The sequence below is a fragment of the Paenibacillus nuruki genome (assembly GCF_963311185.1).
GTDB lineage: Bacteria > Bacillota > Bacilli > Paenibacillales > Paenibacillaceae > Saccharibacillus > Saccharibacillus nuruki.
On sequence record NZ_OY725677.1, the window covers coordinates 280,869 to 300,664 of the forward strand.

16 protein-coding genes are annotated in these 19,796 nt (G+C 38.3%); 15 read left to right on the forward strand and 1 reads right to left on the reverse strand.

Going from position 1 to position 19,796, the window contains the following annotated elements; genetic code table 11:
- The first annotated feature begins 166 nt into the window (after positions 1 to 166).
- The 9 genes from RCP16_RS01435 (at position 167) to RCP16_RS01475 (ending at position 12,503) form a co-directional block, all read left to right on the forward strand.
- Entirely contained in the window at positions 167 to 610 is a 444-nt protein-coding gene (locus RCP16_RS01435; RefSeq protein WP_069326285.1) for a GNAT family N-acetyltransferase, read from the forward strand.
- A 64-nt stretch (positions 611 to 674) separates the two neighbouring features.
- Entirely contained in the window at positions 675 to 1,235 is a 561-nt protein-coding gene (locus tag RCP16_RS01440) for a pyridoxamine 5'-phosphate oxidase family protein (RefSeq protein ID WP_069326286.1), read from the forward strand.
- A 73-nt stretch (positions 1,236 to 1,308) separates the two neighbouring features.
- Entirely contained in the window at positions 1,309 to 1,533 is a 225-nt protein-coding gene (locus RCP16_RS01445) for a hypothetical protein (protein WP_069326287.1), read from the forward strand.
- A 30-nt stretch (positions 1,534 to 1,563) separates the two neighbouring features.
- Positions 1,564 to 2,523 carry an acetylxylan esterase gene (locus RCP16_RS01450; RefSeq protein WP_308641484.1) on the forward strand — a complete coding sequence of 320 codons (960 nt, stop codon included), beginning with the start codon at positions 1,564 to 1,566 and terminating at the stop codon, positions 2,521 to 2,523.
- 287 nt (positions 2,524 to 2,810) lie between these two features.
- Positions 2,811 to 3,302 (forward strand): Hsp20/alpha crystallin family protein, encoded by a 492-nt coding sequence (locus tag RCP16_RS01455; RefSeq protein WP_308641485.1) that lies wholly within the window; start codon positions 2,811 to 2,813, stop codon positions 3,300 to 3,302.
- A 172-nt stretch (positions 3,303 to 3,474) separates the two neighbouring features.
- A complete protein-coding gene (locus RCP16_RS01460; protein ID WP_308641486.1) occupies positions 3,475 to 4,389 on the forward strand; it encodes a DnaJ C-terminal domain-containing protein in 915 nt (304 codons plus the stop codon).
- Positions 4,390 to 4,402: 13 nt separating this feature from the next.
- Positions 4,403 to 7,072 (forward strand): ATP-dependent chaperone ClpB, encoded by a 2,670-nt coding sequence (gene clpB, locus RCP16_RS01465; protein ID WP_308641487.1) that lies wholly within the window; start codon positions 4,403 to 4,405, stop codon positions 7,070 to 7,072.
- A gap of 265 nt (positions 7,073 to 7,337) precedes the next feature.
- The gene (locus tag RCP16_RS01470) at positions 7,338 to 8,582 is read left to right on the forward strand and encodes an S-layer homology domain-containing protein (protein ID WP_308641488.1); all 1,245 of its coding nucleotides are present in this window, start codon (positions 7,338 to 7,340) and stop codon (positions 8,580 to 8,582) included.
- A 192-nt stretch (positions 8,583 to 8,774) separates the two neighbouring features.
- On the forward strand, positions 8,775 to 12,503 hold the full coding sequence (locus tag RCP16_RS01475; protein WP_308641489.1) for a DUF5704 domain-containing protein: 3,729 nt from the start codon (positions 8,775 to 8,777) through the stop codon (positions 12,501 to 12,503).
- 128 nt (positions 12,504 to 12,631) lie between these two features.
- On the opposite strand, the gene RCP16_RS01480 is transcribed toward RCP16_RS01475, so the two are convergent.
- Positions 12,632 to 13,522: a LysR family transcriptional regulator gene (locus RCP16_RS01480; RefSeq protein ID WP_308642431.1), complete on the reverse strand. Its 891-nt coding sequence runs from the start codon at positions 13,520 to 13,522 to the stop codon at positions 12,632 to 12,634.
- 119 nt (positions 13,523 to 13,641) lie between these two features.
- Between RCP16_RS01480 and RCP16_RS01485 the strand changes: the two genes are divergently transcribed.
- From RCP16_RS01485 to RCP16_RS01510, 6 genes are all read left to right on the forward strand, one after another.
- A complete protein-coding gene (locus RCP16_RS01485; RefSeq protein ID WP_308641490.1) occupies positions 13,642 to 14,556 on the forward strand; it encodes a DMT family transporter in 915 nt (304 codons plus the stop codon).
- Positions 14,557 to 14,789: 233 nt separating this feature from the next.
- Entirely contained in the window at positions 14,790 to 15,245 is a 456-nt protein-coding gene (locus RCP16_RS01490) for a hypothetical protein (protein WP_308641491.1), read from the forward strand.
- 127 nt (positions 15,246 to 15,372) lie between these two features.
- Positions 15,373 to 16,392, forward strand: a complete 1,020-nt coding sequence (locus RCP16_RS01495; RefSeq protein WP_308641492.1) for an ABC transporter ATP-binding protein — start codon at positions 15,373 to 15,375, stop codon at positions 16,390 to 16,392.
- On the forward strand, positions 16,389 to 17,102 hold the full coding sequence (locus RCP16_RS01500) for an ABC transporter permease (RefSeq protein WP_273592351.1): 714 nt from the start codon (positions 16,389 to 16,391) through the stop codon (positions 17,100 to 17,102). The genes RCP16_RS01495 and RCP16_RS01500 overlap by 4 nt, the downstream gene beginning before the upstream one ends.
- A gap of 5 nt (positions 17,103 to 17,107) precedes the next feature.
- On the forward strand, positions 17,108 to 18,523 hold the full coding sequence (locus RCP16_RS01505; protein ID WP_308641493.1) for a GldG family protein: 1,416 nt from the start codon (positions 17,108 to 17,110) through the stop codon (positions 18,521 to 18,523).
- A gap of 18 nt (positions 18,524 to 18,541) precedes the next feature.
- The gene (locus RCP16_RS01510; RefSeq protein WP_308641494.1) at positions 18,542 to 19,522 is read left to right on the forward strand and encodes a DUF4340 domain-containing protein; all 981 of its coding nucleotides are present in this window, start codon (positions 18,542 to 18,544) and stop codon (positions 19,520 to 19,522) included.
- Positions 19,523 to 19,796: the final 274 nt, after the last annotated feature.

The following is a 19,796-nucleotide window of genomic DNA, read 5'->3' on the forward strand; positions in this document are numbered from 1 at the left end:
GATGTACGCTATATCTCTACTTTACTTTTATCCAATTTACCTACTTACGAAAACGAAAATAAGTATTCTTATCGCATTCTTACCTGAAATGTGTATTTATTGTGGTCATTCATCGTATCTGCTAAACTGCTAACAAATACATATTTATCTAAAGGAGCTTGTCATAATGAATAATCATACGGTTGTTATTCGCGAAGCACATCAGCAAGATATCACGCCATTAGTAGGGTTAATGGAGCAATTAGGTTATCCGACGACAGAAGAAGTTTTTAAAATAAGAATGGATGCTTTAGAGCAACATGAAGATTATCAAATCTTTGTTGCTGAAGTGGATGAGCAAGTGGTTGGGATGATTGGATTAATCCGTGAACTTCGATTTGAACGAGATGGTGTACATGTACGTATCGGTTCATTAGTCGTGAATGAGCAATACCGCGGAGCAGGAATTGGACATTCTTTAGTACAAGCGGCAGAAGGTTGGGCAGGCAGTGTCGGTGCTCAAGCGATAGCTCTAAATAGTGGTAATCGTGATGAACGTACAGGAGCACATGAATTTTATCGTAAATTGGGCTTTGCAGGGTTATCCACAGGGTTTGTCAAAAAACTATAATTCAGTAGAGTATAATATGTCTATATCAGAATAATCACATCTATGTATAGAGAGGATGTTCATGATGGCTAAAGCATTTGATTCGATCTCTCCCGAGCATGCGAATTTTATTCAAGCACAGAAGATGTTTTTTGTAGGTAGTGCTGGAGTAGACGGTCATGTCAATATTTCTCCTAAAGGCTACGATTCATTTCGCATGTTATCTCCTAATCAGGTCGCTTATCTTGATCTGACAGGTAGTGGTAATGAGACCAGTGCGCATTTGCAAGATAACAATCGAATGACGTATATGTTTATTGCTTTGGAAGGCAAGCCCCAGATTCTACGCTTGTATGGAGATGGACAAGTTATTTTACCTGATGATCCTGCATGGGAGCAATATGCCTCACTATTTGATCTACATCCCGGATATCGACAGATTATTGTATCGAATATTCACCGGGTGCAGACTTCTTGCGGGTATAGTATCCCTTTCTATACGTATGAAGGTGAACGAAATACATTAATAGATTGGGCAGGCAATAAAGGCGAAGAACAATTGGAACAGTATCGTAAGCAGAAAAATTCAACCACAATCGATGGCATCACAACCCCGATCGGTAAAAAGTTTGCTGATATGCGGTAAATTGTTGTATTTCATCTGTATTATTGATAGCATTCAAATGATGGATTATATATGCAGATGAAGAGGGATGAGCATGAAATTGATCAATACGATCAAAAATAATTTTAGAATATCTGATTTTATTACCTGGTATGTGATTATGGCGATTTTGTTGACTGTATTAGAAGTGAAAAATAATCCAGATGGTGTTACTTTTCTAGGTGTATTGATTACACTTGTAACTGCACTGATTCCAGCGGCTATTTTTAGTTTCTTTTTCCGCTTGATTACAGGATGGATTGTAAAGCTTAACGAATAAATGAAAGTTTAGACCTACAAAGGAGTCATTATGATGAAAAATCATGCGATTGCTAGACGAGTCCGTGAATTGGAACAATATGCCCCGATGCACACAGCACAATCTGATTTAGCTGATTTTTGGCAATACACATTACAGCAATTTAAAGATAAGCCTTTACATGCACAGCAAACGAAGCAAGTGACACCGATGAAAGCTATTGAATCGTATCAAGTGATCTATGAAGGGTTTGACGATACGCCTTTACATGGCATTTATGTACGTCCTGCCGATCAAAAAGGGCAACCGATACCTTGTATCGTTATGTTCCACGGGTATACGATGAACAAAGGGTATCCTGAAGATTATGCACACTGGACAGCGATGGGTTATGCGGTATTCGCGATTGATATTCGCGGTCAGGGTGGAGATACAGGCAATCATTTGAATTCTGATTTTGGGATGAGTAGTGGTTGGTTGTCTCAAGGATTGTTGGACAAAGATCACTTCTATTATCGAGCGATTACGGTGGATGCACTTAAAGCGATAGAATGGGTAGCTCAGCAAGCCGATGTAGATCATACCAAGATTGCTGTCTACGGAAGCAGTCAAGGTGGTGGGCTGGCACTGATCACGTCTGCACTTAGTGATATTCCAGTGATTGCTGTCGCTAATATTCCGAATATGAGTCATATGGACTTTGGGATCTTAAATTCAGAAAGTTCACTACGTGAAGCTGCTCAATTGGTAAGTCGTTATCCTGAGCATTTGGATCAAGTGTTAGAGACGTTGAGTTATTTTGATATGATTAATCTAGCTGATCGTATTCAGGTGCCTATCTTGATCTCATGTGGTCTTAAAGATACGGTCTGTATGCCTGAAACGGTCTATGCTGTCTATAACCGGATTCATTCGGAAAAAGAAATGTGCTTGTATCCGTTTGATGGGCATATGGTGAGTCCATATCATCAACGTAAAACGATGGAATTTGTGCAGAAACATTTCGGATAAAGTATAGATATATTGCTAAAAGACTGTTTCGAGATAGACAAGAAACAGTCTTTTTTTGCTGGAAATTATTTCTTTTTAAATAAAAGGTCAAAATAGGTCAAAATCGCTAAAGAAGTTGAAAACAAGAATTTTAATATAAAAAAGACCTGAAAATCGATCTAAATGAACTTATTTTGTCTATAATCAATTTTGATCAAATCCAAGGTCATAACTATAATAAAGACATAAGGTCAAACAAAGTCAAACACATCAAAAGCAGTTAAAATCATTTAAGGAGGAGATTGTATATGTTTGATTTAGTTCCTTTTGGTAAACGTCGTGAGGATATGTTGAGTCAATGGATGAAATCTTTTCAAGATGTATTTGAAGATGATTTGTTAACTCCGTTCAAAGGATCGACCTTGTCCTTCCGTACGGATATTCGAGAAAATGAAAAAGCGTATCTAGTTGAAGCCGAATTGCCTGGTTTGCAAAAAGAGAATATCGACATTGATTATGCCGCTCCTTATCTGATGATCAAAGCTGTTCAACAACAAGAACGCCAAGAAGAAAATACAGATCAACGTATAGTGCGTAAAGAACGTCGTTATGGAGAATATGTCCGGAGATTTTATGTACAAGATATTGAAGAAGATCAGATTCAAGCCACTCTGAAAGATGGGATATTGTTACTAACTATTCCGAAAAAACAGCGCTCTGAAGGACGACGAATTCAGATTGATGATGGAAGTTCCTCTACAGCTCGACTTGAAGACGGACAGCAAACGTCTTCTGAATAAAGGTCGCATCATTCGCAGGTTAGCTGTAAAATAATTGTATATCTAGAGGTGCATTGTAGATTAAACAGCTATGATGCACCTTTTTTAAGTAAAAAGAAGCCATTCCGCTTATTTTCCTGTAAAGTACGTTAATAAATAGAAAGATTAGAGCTACAGGAAAGGGGGAGAACCTATGGTCAAAGATTACTATAAGATTCTAGGGGTTAATCGCGAATCTTCATCCAAAGAGGTTAAAAAAGCATATCAACAACTAGCTAAGAAATGGCATCCTGATGTTAATAAAGCAACAGAAGCGGAAAGTAAATTTAAAGAAATTGCAGAAGCTTATGAAACGTTAAGTCATACCTCTAAAAAAGAACAATATGATCAACAACTATATGCTCAAGAAAATCCTGCTCGTCGTACAAGAGCGAATACCGCATATTCAACCCGTGAAAATAACGCAGGTCGAGCTTACAATTTTGATAGTTTTGATAATGCAGGTTTTCCTGATGAAGACCTATTCGATATGTTTTTCAATAGTCGTACCGGTGGTCAAGGGATGGGTATGGGAAATATCACTCAAACGTTACGTGCCAATCTAGATATTACATTAGAACAAGCCTACCGGGGAGATCGTATCTCTGTACGGGTTAGTGGGAAGTCGATTCAACTTAAACTGCCTGTCCGTATCAAAAATAATAGTACTTTAAAAATCCGTGGCAATGGTAGCAATGGACTTGATCCGAACGAAGAATTATTGATTAGTTTCCATATTGTACATCATTCCATGTATATGATAGAAGAAAGTAACCTTGTTGCAGTGGCTCAAATAGCACCATGGCAAGCGATTTTCGGTGGAGATATACCTGTACGTTTACCTGATCAATCTACAGTTCGCCTTAAAATACCTGCTGGCACACAGACTGGTCACACCTTGCGACTATCAGGCAAAGGATTAAGCAAAGATAAACATAACTATGGTGATGTACTCATCCGTATCGAAATGATTATTCCTGAAATTAATGATATCGACGAGCAAGAACGTAAGTTGTATCGTCAATTAGCAGAATTTAACCCGTTCCAGCCTCAAATCAAAAATAACTAAGGAGGAGTTCACAATGGATTATAATAAGCTGACTCAAAAGCTTCAAGAAGCTGTCGCTTCTTCACAATCCATTGCTTCAACGATGGGGCATCAAGAGATTGATACGACTCATCTGTTAAAAGCATTACTAGAACAATCAGAAGGTTTATTACCTCGATTATTGCAAAAGATGAATATTTCATTGTCAGAAGTAACCAGACTGAATAACGAATTATTGCGTCGCAAACCAACCATTAGCGGGTCTTCTGGGGCAGTGCGTCGTTATGCATCACCTGCTTTATTATCTGTGTTAGATCAAGCCGAGCAAGAAGCCAATAAGATGCAAGATGAATTTGTAGCGGTAGAACATGCTGTACTGGCTATCTTATCGGGAAATGATCGTGAGAATCAAGAGATACGCAAAATGCTAGAACAACAAGGATTAACACGTGATCCTTTATTAGCAGCATTGGCTGAAATACGAGGTCATCAACGGGTAACCAGTCGTGAACCGGAAGCCACTTATGAAGTGTTGCAAAAATACGGTCGTGATCTTGTGGCAGAAGTGCGTAGTGGCAAAGTCGATCCAGTGATCGGACGGGATGCAGAGATTCGCCGTGTGATTCGTATTTTATCGCGTAAAACCAAAAACAATCCGGTATTAATCGGTGAACCAGGTGTCGGTAAAACAGCCATCGTAGAAGGTCTAGCTCACCGAATTGTTCGTAAAGACGTACCGGAAGGGCTGAAAGACAAAACGATCTTTTCATTAGATATGAGTGCACTCGTTGCTGGTGCGAAGTATCGGGGTGAATTTGAAGAACGTCTGCAAGCAGTACTCAAAGAAATTCGTGAAAGTGATGGACGGATTATCTTATTTATTGATGAATTGCATACGATTGTTGGAGCAGGGAAAACAGAAGGCTCCATGGATGCAGGTAATATGCTCAAACCGATGTTGGCACGTGGAGAACTTCATTGTATTGGTGCAACCACACTGGATGAATATCGCAATTATATCGAGAAAGATCCAGCTTTGGAGCGTCGTTTCCAACAGGTACTTGTACATGAGCCCAATGTTGAAGATACGATCTCTATTTTACGTGGCTTAAAAGAACGATTTGAAGTACATCATGGTGTTAAAATTCATGATAGTGCGATTGTAGCAGCGGGTGTGTTATCAGATCGTTATATTTCAGATCGTTTTTTACCAGATAAAGCCATTGATCTAATTGATGAAGCGTGTGCGATGATTCGTACAGAGATCGATTCGATGCCAAGTGAAATGGATGAAGTCACACGTCGTATTATGCAGATTGAGATCGAAGAAGCAGCACTGACTAAAGAAACCGATGACGCCAGTCAACGTCGATTAGAGCATTTACAACGTGAACTTGCAGATCTTAAAGAAAAACAATTAGAAATGACAGCACGTTGGGAAAAAGAAAAGTCAGCGATTCAAATCGTACGGGATCTCAAAAAGAATTTAGAGCAAGCACGCAATGATCTATTAGAAGCACAAGAAGAATATGATTTGAACAAATCAGCTGAACTCAGTTATGGGATTATTCCAGATCTGGAACGTCAATTGAAACAAGCCGAAGAAGAAGCTTATCAAGATCAAGACAATCGTTTATTACGTGAAGCTGTCACTGAAGAAGAAATTTCAGATATCGTTTCTCGCTGGACGGGTATTCCAGTGAGTCGTCTGGTTGAAGGAGAGCGAGACAAGTTATTACGATTAGAAGACAGTCTGCATGAGCGTGTAGTTGGTCAAGATGAAGCTGTACAATTGGTTGCTGATGCTGTTATTCGTTCGCGCGCAGGGATTAAAGACCCGAATCGTCCAATAGGTTCTTTTTTATTCCTTGGACCGACAGGAGTAGGGAAAACTGAACTTGCCAAATCGATCGCTGCTTCTTTATTTGATCGTGAAGACGGTATGATTCGAATTGACATGTCAGAATATATGGAGAAACATAGCGTTTCTCGTCTGGTCGGAGCGCCACCAGGATATATCGGTTATGAAGAAGGCGGTCAGTTAACAGAAGCTGTACGTCGTCAACCATATTCAGTATTGCTGTTGGATGAAGTGGAGAAAGCTCATCCAGATGTATTCAATATTTTATTGCAATTACTAGACGATGGACGATTAACCGATTCGCAAGGACGAGTAGTGGATTTTAAAAATACGATCGTTATTATGACTTCTAATATTGGTTCTGCTCATCTGGTTAGTGGATTAGATACAAATGGAGAGTGGAGCGAGACGGTACGTGGACATGTGATGCGTGAACTCGGTCATCATTTCCGCCCTGAATTTCTAAATCGTGTCGATGATATTGTGTTGTTCAAACCATTAAGCTTAGCTGAAATTGGACAGATCGTTCGTAAATTGGTCGAGCATTTGCAAGCACGCCTAAATGATCGTCAGATTACACTACAATTGACCGATGAAGCCGTGAATCTAATCGCTGAACAAGGTTTTGATCCTGCATATGGTGCAAGACCCCTCAAACGGTTTATTCAGCGAGCGTTAGAAACCAAAGTTGCTCGTGCAATGATTGCTGGTGAAGCGTCAGAAGGATCGACTGTTGTAGTGAGTGTGGTGGATAACGAATTGCAGATTGTAATTCAGCCAGCCTCTGGATCATCTGAAGACCAACCGATAGAAGGCGATTCTGCTGCGGTATCAATCGGATAATCATAAAGTTATTTACAGGTGAGAATAGATATGATATTCTTGCCAAAAGAAAACTATGTCTTAATACCTATAATATCGCGAAGCACGCGGATTATTCCTTATTCAAGGGAGTAGTCCGCTTTTTTGTGTTTAATTCTTGGTATAGCTGATTATTTGCTAACTAAATAAGTACTTGGAAGAATCCTATTTATCCCATATAATGATGCTTGTGGTACAAAAATTAGGTTTAAATACCTAAAAATTGATGAATAGAGGAATAACTTATATGAAAAAATTAATAGTATCTGTTTTGGCAACATCTATCGTCTGTGCAGGCATCACTTATTCAGAGCCGCTGTTACATTCGTCTACAGCATCCCAACCCCATTCTGTGGCTTACGCAGCCAGCTCCTCAGGGAATTTTAAAGATGTCAAAGGACACTGGGCAGAAGCTACAATTGCCAAAGCGTATGCTATGGGACTTGTTCAAGGTTATCAAGATGGTACTTTTCGTCCTAATGCCAAAGTAACACGTGCTGAATATGCTTCACTATTAACAAGAGCAACCAAGCTTGGAAGCGAAACGGGTGATTCATCTTTCAAAGACATGAAAGGGCATTGGGCAGAAAGTGCAGTCACTAGATTATCAGCACTTGGTTTTATTAATAACAGTGATTATCCAAATGGATTCAAGCCTAATACAGAGTTAACGCGCTTAGAAATGATGAAATGGATGAGCAATGGATTAGTGCAGTCCAATGCCAGCTTTAAGCAAGCCTTTGAAGATACTCAAAATACATTATTGCCTACACCAGAAGCGACAAAAGGTAAAATTGCTAAAGCTCAAATTCCTTATCTTGCTCTTGTTAGAGGTACAGGGATTGTAGGCGGATTTGCAGACGGTTCATTACAACCCGAAGAACCGACAACCCGTGCAGAAGTTGCTGCTATTTTATTAAGATATATCGATGTTGAAGGTCAAGAAGCCAGTAAGTATGCTGATCTGAATGAAATGAGAGAGGTAGGGACAACAGGGACTAATTTGTTGACGATCTCGAATTATAAATACACTGAAGGCGATTTTGGAAAGATTATGGATGCGAAAATGACTTTAAGCAATAAGTCAGCTTCCTTGAAATTACATCATTATATTGTTATTGATGCTCGTAATAGCAAACCTAGAAGTGTATATTCTGATTTATTTATTGATCCACAAAAAGGGTTAAAATCTTATCAAAAAGGATTGTTTTTGACGTATGCAGATATAACGTTTACTTCAAATATAGAGTACGCTATTTCAAATATGAATACGTTCAATAATGGTTTAACAAATGGTGTAATTAGAATAAATAGAATTTCTGATTTTGACTATATTAAAAAAATGGGAATTAATACTATATCTATGAACTCTAGCAATTTTGATACAAAAGGTAAAACTACAACATTTTGGACTGAATCTAATATCAATGCTTCAGGAGTTGGATATTCTTTAAAAGTAGATGATGGCACTAAAGTTCAGTTTGAAAATTAATTAGATCAACGGTGGTGTAAAGAGTTGTCTTTTAAAATGCTGACTCAATATTTTAGTTTTATAATTTTTAGTATAGTAATTTTAATTTCTATATTCTCATTTTTTTCATTTTCAATTGAAGAAAATAAAAGTTTTGCGGCTGAATCTGTGCCTCCTAAAACTCAAAAAGTAGTAAGCGAAATTTCTTCAATTTTGAGAACTGGAACTCCTGGAGTTTATTGGTATCAATTAGATGATGGTTCTTTTAATGCAGATCATTCTAATGGGAAAACTACTAATACTCCAATGACAGGCACTTGCAAAGTTCCTTTGCCTCAAAAAACAACTATACCCGATGAAATTGACTTAGCTAAATGGCCTCCTACTGAATGGAAAAAGTATAAAGATAATACCGTACTAAGTAATTGGGTGAAAAATATCAAATTAGAATCTGTATTATTCCATCCTCAAGGTACATTTGAAAAAGTAGGAGAACCTATTATTACTTCTGCAACAAAAGCTAAAATAGAAACTAAAACTGGCGGCGATTTAAACTATAGTATGTATGATGTTTTCATGAACAGACCCTCCGGCAACTGTTCTAAAGTAACAGTAGGCTATGATACTCCTGTCGATATTATTTGGCAGGGAGATTTAATAGAAGAAAAAGAAATTGAAGTTGATCCAGATTCTGTTTTGCAAATTAATGATACGAAGCAACTTAAAGCATCTATTCGTACTAAAAGTATTGGAAGTGATACATGGGGCAATTACATTGATATCACTTCTAGAACAGACGAACTGAAATGGTGGTCTTCGGATGAGTCGATTGCTACAGTCAATCCGACAACTGGGTTGGTGACTGCTGTTAGTGAAGGCAAAGTGACGATTCGAGCGATATGGAAAAAAGAAGAGTATCTGATCTCCGATACAGCAGAGGTTATTGTTGGAGAGGGCGGAGCAAGAATTACGATAGATTTGCCAAATGAAATATGTACGACTGATACATCACCCATACAAGCAGAAGCTACATTAACCAAGATGGATGAAACTACATATAGCTTGCAATCCCATCCTTCATTATCATGGGCAAGTTCAGACTCAAGTATTGCGACGATAGGTAAAAATGGTGTACTCACACCTACGGGAACTATTGGAAGTACAGAGATTACAGCGCATTTTGTAGATACCGAACAAGCTTTAGACGTACAAGATACGTTTACGGTGCATGTGGTCGATTGTAACGGGTCAGAAGAACCCGATGCAGGCGTAATTTGTACTATACCTGCTGTCAGTAATACGTTACATCCTGCTTATATAGACCCGACACCTACTGGCGTGATCAAAGCAGACAAACGAGATCAGGAAACATTTGATGTCGCTCAAGGGATTCCCACTTCTGAAGATTTATATGGGAATGTTCTATCTCGTGAATATTTATATGATGCAACATTTACGCAAATGACGGGAACATGTGATTTTAAAGTACCGATTACCAAAGTCTATCATCGTAAATGGGATGCAGGAAAATATAAAGAACGAAGCAATGGCAATCGGTATTGGGATTCCGATTGGAAAAGCGATGATAAAAAAGTAACTAAAAATTATACGATTACCCGACCTTATTCATATTGGACGATTCCATCATTAGCGATGTACCAATTGTCGCAAGCGGAACTTGCGAATTATGCGTTACCTAATGGGAAAATTACTCTCACTCCAAATGGATATCGTCCGCCATCCTATCAGGCAGAATATACAGGAGGATTTACAAAGCCAGAATCGGTTAAAGCAGATGCCCCTTCTTCTTCACTTAATGGAGGACGGCAAAAGTCAGCACCTTCTGTACCTACAGAAGATTTAAACCGATTTGCAGAAAAAGAAGTTCCTGATATTCAAGTGCATAATGATAAGCTTATTGTTGTAGGACAATTGATTATGGATGCTCAAGAAAAAACAGTGTCTACACCAACACCGAACACTATGCCTATCCCGTCCATGATCGGACGTAATGTTCTTTATAAAAGTGGAAATCGAATTGAAAAAACAAAAGTGAATCGGAAAGATACTCAAAGTACAGGAACCGTTTTTTACACCATAATGGAAGGTGGTAAAGGAAACTATACTCCTATTCAAAAGCCGATCCAAGGTATCAATACGGTGACTGTACATACACCTGTCGTCAACTATTCATTGGTAGCGGATGATCAATCACATAATCAGAAAACAATTCCGGATCTATATCGTTCTGCGCTTATATTAGATCGTCCTTTCTCTGTTCGGATTCCAACGAGTGGACAGCATACAAATTATCCGGGCTATGGAAATCGAGATTATGCGAAATATATGCGTACCAAACAAGTACAGTTTCCTTTTGATGTATATAACAACGAACAGACCACATTTATTCCTAAACATACATGGATAGATATACCGGTAAATCAATTGGATACATCTTTCTTTTTGCCGGTATGGGTAGATGAAGGCAAGTATGATATTTTATTTCGTACCATTGCTGAAAATGCACCTGCTGCTTTTACAGTTCAACATAACGCTAATGTGACTCTAGACAATCATGTCGCTGTAGAAAGTGTTCCTGTTGATGTGATTGGACGTGTCTACGATTTTCATATTACCGATATTGCTGATTATAACTGGCAGATTGTATTTGCACCGTGGAAGAACTTAGACATTCCTCAGTCAGCTTCTTATTGGGTTGGTGATAAAGGAATAGATGGTGAAACGCGAGGAACTACGGCTCCTTATATACTGCCTGTTCGTCAAGGAAGTCATCCTATTTATCGCAACTTAGCGGTCAAAACCGGTTATCATTTCAAATTCGATCTCAAAACCAAAGGCAATATGTTTGGAGCACAGGATAGTATTCGAATTACACCTTCATTCAGTTATGTTTCTCGTCAGGGTGGAAAGCCGTTTCCAGTCGATTTATATTATTCGAATGCGAGTGAAAACTTTATTCAAATAGGATCGGCGCAAGACCAAGTACAACGGTATACGATTTTGAATGATCCTTTGCGAAAAGTAACTGCTGAAGAACTCCAAAATACGGCTCTTTATATGTATGATCGATTATTACAACAATCAACTGAACCAATTAGTAGCTCGGAGTCTAATGGATCAATCGTAGACCAACAACAATCCAATCATTTCTGGACAGCCCTGATCGAAAGAGTAGCCGAATCCATCTGGGTTAATCAAACGGGAATCTCGTGGGAAATTACAGCTGAACAGATCCAAGCAATCGCGCAAAAATTAAGCCATAGTAACAATAATACAGATACACCCGCTTCATTTACACAACATACGACGAAGTCATTACCTGCTAATTCAGAAGAAGCAATTGCTATGTTTGCAGATGCTAGTGCTAAGCGCAAAGTCAATATAGGCAAGTTCACTCAATTGTTACTGACTCAGCCTTTACGTACATTGATAGGGCCACAGCAACATCTACCTGAAGGCAATAATACGATGCGTTCATTAGCAGCTGTGCAGAAATGGTACGGTGAATATAGTCTGCCTGCTGATGTATATGTCGTGAAGCAAGGAACTCGTTTGCAAGATGTAACAGGGTCAACGTCTACCAATCGTTCCAACAATCCATCTTTAACAACAGAGTCTAAGCATTCATCTATATCTGCGATAAATACTCCAAAAGGGTTGGATGATCATTCTTCTATTTTTCTAAGTGATGGCTATATCGTTGTTAATTTTAATATCGAAACGATTCAGAATGGAGATCTGGAACATCCACATCTTCAGTACATCCATGCGCCACTTATGAATCAATGGCAACTGGAAGGATTTCAAAAGCAGTTCAATGATCCGTGGAGATTTACATTTGAGCTTCAAGATGGTGATGTGATATTTTATCATGCGAATAAAGGAAGTAAAGATGACTTCCAATCTTCGGTGACGCATTAATACCATGTATCTCCAATCAAACCTCTATATGAATAATATAAAATGGATATACAAAAAGTCTGTATTCTTTATGTCAAAGATACAGACTTTTTGTGTTTATTTACGAGGGTATTTATTTAAGTCGGTATTTACGAAGGAATAAATATAGTCGACTCGATAAATAATTCTTCAGCGGTTTTGATCAGTAACTGCACAGCAAGTGAAGCATTTGGTAATGAAGGAATAGCGATTCCTATTTGGCTTGTGATCCGTGGTGTAACTTCTCGAACATCTAGTTGATGGGGGTGCATAGATAAGGCTAGATTGGATACAATACCGATGCCTAGCCCCTGACGTACCATATTAATTAATGCACTCACATTATGAGTAGTAAATGTAATATTAAGCTCACAATTTTCGTTGTCAAAAGCTTCAATAATTGCTGTTTCGTGTCCACCTTTGCACAAAATCATATCTTCTTTATGAAGATGTTGAATCGTAATATGAGCTTGTTGTTGTAACGGATGGTTAGCAGGTAAAAGAAGCACCATATCATTTTCACATAACGGAATCACATCTAATTCGGGTGCAGGCAGAAGAACAATACCGACTTCGATTTTGCGATTGTATACCCATTCTTTCACATCGTTTGCAGAGCCTTCATGAAGATCGAAGACCAGATTAGGATAATTTTGTTTGATTTTTTGAATAATAGGCGGTAAAAAATAAGCAGATGCTGATGGAAAAGCTCCTACACAGATTGTACCGACATCAAGCCCTTTGACAGCAGCTACCTGTTGTTGTACTTTTTCCATGCTGTGTAAAATAGTACGGAATTGCACCAAAACTTGCTCACCGATCTCTGTCAGCAAAACTCCTTTTTTGCGATCACGCAGTAGTAATAGAGTATCTAATTCATTTTCAATACTGGCTATAGCATGGCTCACCGCAGGTTGGGTCATATGCAAATCATGAGCAGCTTGAGTAAAGCTTAATGTCTCAGCAACACGTACAAAAGTCATAATCTGAGTAATGGTCATAACAATATCGTTATCTCCTTTATGCAAAACATTCATTTTCTTTATAAGTGATAACAGTATAACCTAAAGAAGCACAAATTTAAAACAGTGTAAACGCAGTAGATGAAAGGATGAATAATATGAAGACATTATCCCCTAAAACAACATTATGGTTGGTGATTTTCCTTGTTACGATCTGGGGAATCAACTGGCCTTTAACCAAATTAGTATTACCTGATGTGCCACCTCTTTTATTTTCAGGACTGCGGACTTTAATAGGAGGTCTAATTTTATTAGGTTTTGCTTTAAAACATATTGAACGATTGCAATGGAAACGGAATATGAAAATCTATGTGGTGCTCGCTATTCTGAATATTATCGGATATTACGGACTACAGACGATAGGTATTGGCTATTTGCCAGCAGGTTTATTTTCAACGATAGTATTTTTACAACCGATTTTACTTGGATTGTTTTCATGGTTATGGTTAGGTGAAAAAATGAATACGATGAAAGTGGTTGGATTGGTACTTGGGTTTGCCGGTGTGGCTGTGATTAGTTCCGGCGGAATCGAAGGCAACTTATCGGTAACAGGTATCGTTTTGGCTCTGGCATCGTCATTATGTTGGGCGCTAGGTACGATTTATATGAAGAAAAATAATCAGCAATTGGATTCTTTATGGACAGTGACCATGCAATTGTTAATCGGTGGAGTTGTACTGATGATTCTTGGATCATCTACCGAACGTTGGAGTGATATTCAGTGGACGCCTTCTTTTATCGAAGTGTTATTATTTATTTCCCTTTTTGTTATTGCTGGTGGTTGGATGGTGTATTTCAAACTAATCGACAGTGGAGAAGTGAGTACCGTAGGAACATATACCTTTTTAATTCCGGTACTCTCTAATATCTTTAGTATCTGGATATTGAATGAGTCGATCACTTTACCTTTATTGATCGGTCTGGTTATGATTGCTTGTAGTATAGCATTTGTAAATTGGAAAAAGGCAGTTAAGCCTCCATTGATCGTACAAGTTCCTGTAGATAAAAAGTAACTGCATGCATAATTAAAATATATAGAGAAAATATAAAAGCAAATATAAAAAGACTATTTCTATTAAAGAGCTAGTCTTTTTTTTTGTGATCAGATTGTATTCTAGAATTTGTATCCTTTTAGAGGTATCTTTTATAATATAGTAGTAAGTTCTATAGAATATTTATGTAGGATTTAATTTTGATTATTATTTTATATTTCATAGAGCTTCATGAAATTAAAAGGAGGCAGACCTTGTTATCATCCAAAGTTGAACAATACTTCAAAGAACAAAATGGCTGGTATGAAGAAGCTTCGTCTGACTATGTAGGTGCTTTGGAACAGTTAAATATTCCGCTAGACTCAGACTTTGCTCAATTTTATTTGCATGCTGAGACAGGGCCTACGTTTTATAGTAGACATCGTGAACTTTACCATATTGCTTGGTTTGTACTGTATTCGAATTATGATTTAAGTGTACATAGTGCCCGCACGACGTTGGAATTACCAGAAGAATATCTTCCACTGGATGCTTTTGTCGGTGAAGGTGGATACTTTTATAATCGGCAGACGGGACAAGTGTTAGAGTTGAGTCTTGGTCAACCGTTACAAGACTTTTGGGCAGGGCAATTACAACCGCAATGGTCCGATTTTAATTCATTTTTAGAATGGTTTTTTGAACTGGATCATTCTGCTCACTCTTCCTCCTAAATCAGTCGCTAAGATCATCATGATCTGGCGGCTTTTTTTAAGCTTTCCTTTACCTTCCTTTAAGCTGAATTTATAACATTTACGTTATAGTAAAAAGGATTTTGGGAAAAGCGGGAGGGAACGAGGTATGCTGCAAGTCCAGCAAGTAAGCAAATGGTTTGATCAGCGTCGTAGTGTAGATGGAATAGATTTTGAGATGAAGCGTGGTGAAATTGTTGGTTTTCTCGGCCCCAATGGAGCGGGTAAAACAACAACTATGCGGATGATTACAGGATATTTAACCCCTTCTACGGGACAGATATGGGTAGATGGACTACCGATGCATGAACAATCCAGACAAGCCCGTAGTAAAATCGGCTATTTGCCAGAGACACCGCCACTTTATCCCGATATGACTGTGCGTTCGTATTTACGGTTTGTTGCGGATCTACGTGATGTGTCGGTACGAGAACAGAAGTTACGAATAAGTGAAATGGTGGATCGGCTTGGACTACAAGGAAGAGAACGACAGGTGATACGTTCTTTATCTAAAGGATATAAGCAACGTCTAGGATTAGCAGGTGCGATTATTCACCAACCGGAATTATTGATTCTAGATGAACCAACATCTGGGCTTGATCCGAATCAGATTATGGAAATTCGTCAATTGATTCGAGAATTAGGTGAGCAACATACTGTGTTGTTGAGCACTCATATTTTGCCAGAAGTCAGTATGCTCTGTAACCGAATGTTGATTATCCATGAAGGCAAATTAGTACTGGATCGAGCAGCTGATCATATTGGTGATTCATTGCATGAGAATTTCCAGGTGCAATTGGAAGTGAAGTCTAAGCCTGCGATCGTACGATCAGTACTGGAACATTTAGTCTTTGCACATATGGAATTTCAGTATTCAGATACCAATGAACAACAAGAACAATTGATTACGATCCAATTAACTGGAGTCGATCAGGAAGATTTTAGAGAATCACTTTCTTTATTATTAGCCGAAGCACGAATACCTGTATTAGAAATGCGTAAAGAAGGTCACAGTTTAGAAGATCTATTTGCCAAATTAACAACAGATTCGATATCGAGTAAAGAAACCAATGTATCATCTGTCGATGTTACAGATACTCCTGAGACAAAGGAGGATACATCCAAGTGAGACGTATGTGGGCGATCTGTTCTAAAGAATTACAGCTGTATTTTTTAAATCCAACGACTTATTTTGCAATTGCCGTCTATGTATTGCTATCCAGTTATATGTTTTATGTTAGTTTTGTCGGTTATCAGCCAAGTATATTGGATTACCGTTTGATTTTGGGGAATACGATTTTTATGTTATTGATTATTATTCCGTTGTTAACGATGCGTTTGATATCTGAAGAATTTAGACAAGGAACCGATGAACTTCTGCTCACTTCGCCTGTCACAGTGACAGAGATTGTGGTGGGTAAATACTTAGCTTCGCTTGGTTTATTAGTAGTATTGATTGCATGTAATCTAGTGTATCCGGTGACGATGTCTTTTTTCGGTACGATGAATATGCCAATGTTATTGTTATCTTTATTGGCGGTATTTTTACTCGGTGCTGCAATGATGGCGATAGGGCTATTTGCTTCTAGTCTGTCTCAACACCAGATGATATCGGCAGTGATCGCATTTGTACTCTTACTGGGACTATGGATTATTGATTCTTTTACAATGAATTCAGATATTGCACAGAAATGGTTAGAACCTTTTTCAATATCGAGTCGAATCGATAATTTAATTAAAGGCATACTGCATGGACCTGATATTCTGTTCTATCTTACGTTATCTCTATTGTTCCTCGTGCTGAGTATACAAGTCGTGGAACGGAAAAGGTGGAGGTGATCAATATGAAAAAATGGATACAAGGTACAAATGCAGTTGTCTTTTCAGTAGCAGTGATCGGGATTTTTATTATTGTGACACTATTTCTAAATTCGATTGGCACTTTTCAAGTCGATCTAACCAAAAATAAACAATATACGTTATCCGATCAGACGATAACAACATTGCAAGGATTAGACCAGAATGTCGAAGCACTGGTCTTTGTTAACTCGCAAGATGCTGAAGTCTATACCCGTGAAGTGACAGATTTATTAGCAGAATACCATAAAGTGAACAGCAAGTTGCAAGTCAAAACGTATGATCTGCTGACCAATCCAACACTTGCCAAGCAATACGGAGTGACTGAAAGTGCAGTAGTGCTCAAAAAAGGAGATAGTACCAAAATCGTTCCGGTATATGATATGTTTGCTGATGGGGCAGGAGCAAGTGATATGAGTGCAGAAAGCGCAGAAGCCAGTACTTCTTATCAATTTAGTGGTGAAGAGAAGTTAACTTCTGGTCTATTATCTCTATCTTCATCTACAACACACAAAGCATATCTGCTCAACGGGCATAATGAATTTGCAACCACTGATATCAGTACACTGGTGAATCATTTAAAAGAAGAAAATATTACGGTGAGCGATCTGTCTTTACTACAAGAAGGCGCTATTCCGAAAGACGCAAGTCTACTTATGATTGTAGGCCCGCAAAATGATTTGAGTGATGGGGAAACCAAGCTCATTAAGCAGTACTTGAGTAATGGAGGCAAGTTATTCTTATCTCTTGGATTTAATGAAAAAATGAGTAGCAGTTGGAAGAACTTGGACTCATTAATGAGCATGTATGGGGTTAAAGATACTCATACTGTAGCTGTAGAACCTAAAGACACGACCTTATATGATCCACTGACGATTATTCCAGACTATGGACAACATGAGATTACATCCAAATTAGCAGCAAGCAAGCTGTATACGATGATGTCTCTGTCAGTTGGTTTGCAATTAGAAGCGGTACAAGGTTGGACAACAACACCGTTACTGACTTCTTCGAGTAATAGTTATGGAGAAACCAATCTGTCAGGCTTATTAGAATCCAAAACAGAACGAGATCAGAAAGACTTACCTGGCCCTTTCGATCTGGGATTTGCTGTCGCTGATAGCAAAGGTGCACCCAAAGCAGTGATTTTAGGTGGATCTACTTTTATGATGGATCAGGAAATTGTTCAGCAAGCGAATTTAGATTTTGCACTGAATAGTATCAATGATCTGTTAGGTAATACGAGTAAAATCACGATTCGACCTCAAGTACAAGAACAATACCAGACTGCGAATTTATCATTATCTCAAGCGAAAATGATTTTCATCGGAACGGTGATTGTATTTCCTTTACTCTTTGTCATTATAGGGATTGTACTATGGTGGAGACGACGGAGAGGATAGAAAGGAGTCTTGCAGATCGTGCAATTTCGTCAATGGATACCGACTATAAGTATGGTTATCATTTTACTGGTAGGTGGAGTATATGCGTATTCACAGAACTTTTTTCAAAAAGATCAGACAACTCCTGTAGAAGCCAAATGGATTTCGTTTACACCTGATACTGTGCAGAAGATCCAAATCAAACCTTTACCTGAACATCAGGAAGCGACTACACCATCAGGATCTTCAACACCGATTGTGCTTGAAAAAAATAAGGATCAATGGCAAATGAGTCTACCTGCTAGCTACCCTACCAATTCATATATGATTGCAGATTGGTTAACCACATTACAAGCTGCGACAGTGCACAATATTGTAGAAGAAGCACCAACCGATGTAACCAAATACGGGATAGATCCACAGCAACCTAATATGGTATTAACCACATCGACAGGGCAACAAGATAGACTGTATATTGGGAGCAAATTACCAACCGATGGATATTATTATGCACGCTTAAATGAAGGAGCAATTATCCAATTAGCACAGCAGACCGTTACGGATTTGTCAGCTACTGTTTTTGGATTTGTTGATACAACGCCAATCGGTTGGAATGATCAAGATATGACAGCTTTGAGTTGGACAGATTCCAAAGATCAGAGCCATTGGACAGTACATCATCAAGCCAATGTAGAAGATCCATCGCAAGATCATTGGACTTTTAATGGTCATTCTATTACTGCTGAACAAGCATCCAATTTGACAGATAGTATCAAAAATATACCAACTGATCAATTGCCACAACCTGCTTCTAAACAATCATCGCAATCGTCTGTATTCACTTTGAAAGTGACTCGAACAGAGCAAGGGCATACGGTTGTAGATACGTATCAAGGATTTCAAAATGCCGATGATCCTACATCAATTTGGGTGACCGATCCTACTCATATGTGGGCGTATCGTCTACCGTCAGAATCGATCCATCAAGTGATACAGTCGGCACAAGCGCTCTCTAAATGATAGGCTTATCTGTTATCAATGATCGTTGTCTAATTATCAGTTATCCACAGCCAATAAAGTGAAAATTCACAACCAACACCTTTTATTGAGTAGATTGCATACTTGGTAAAAGGTGTTTTTTTGAGATCAATATCTATCTATGTTGATCTTATTTGATAAAAAAAGAAGTCAAATCGATAAAATGATTGACTGTAAGCAGTTTTGAGAATAATATTTAACTATAAATTAATCAAAACATAATCAAAAAGTGATAAGTGAATCAAAATATAACAAT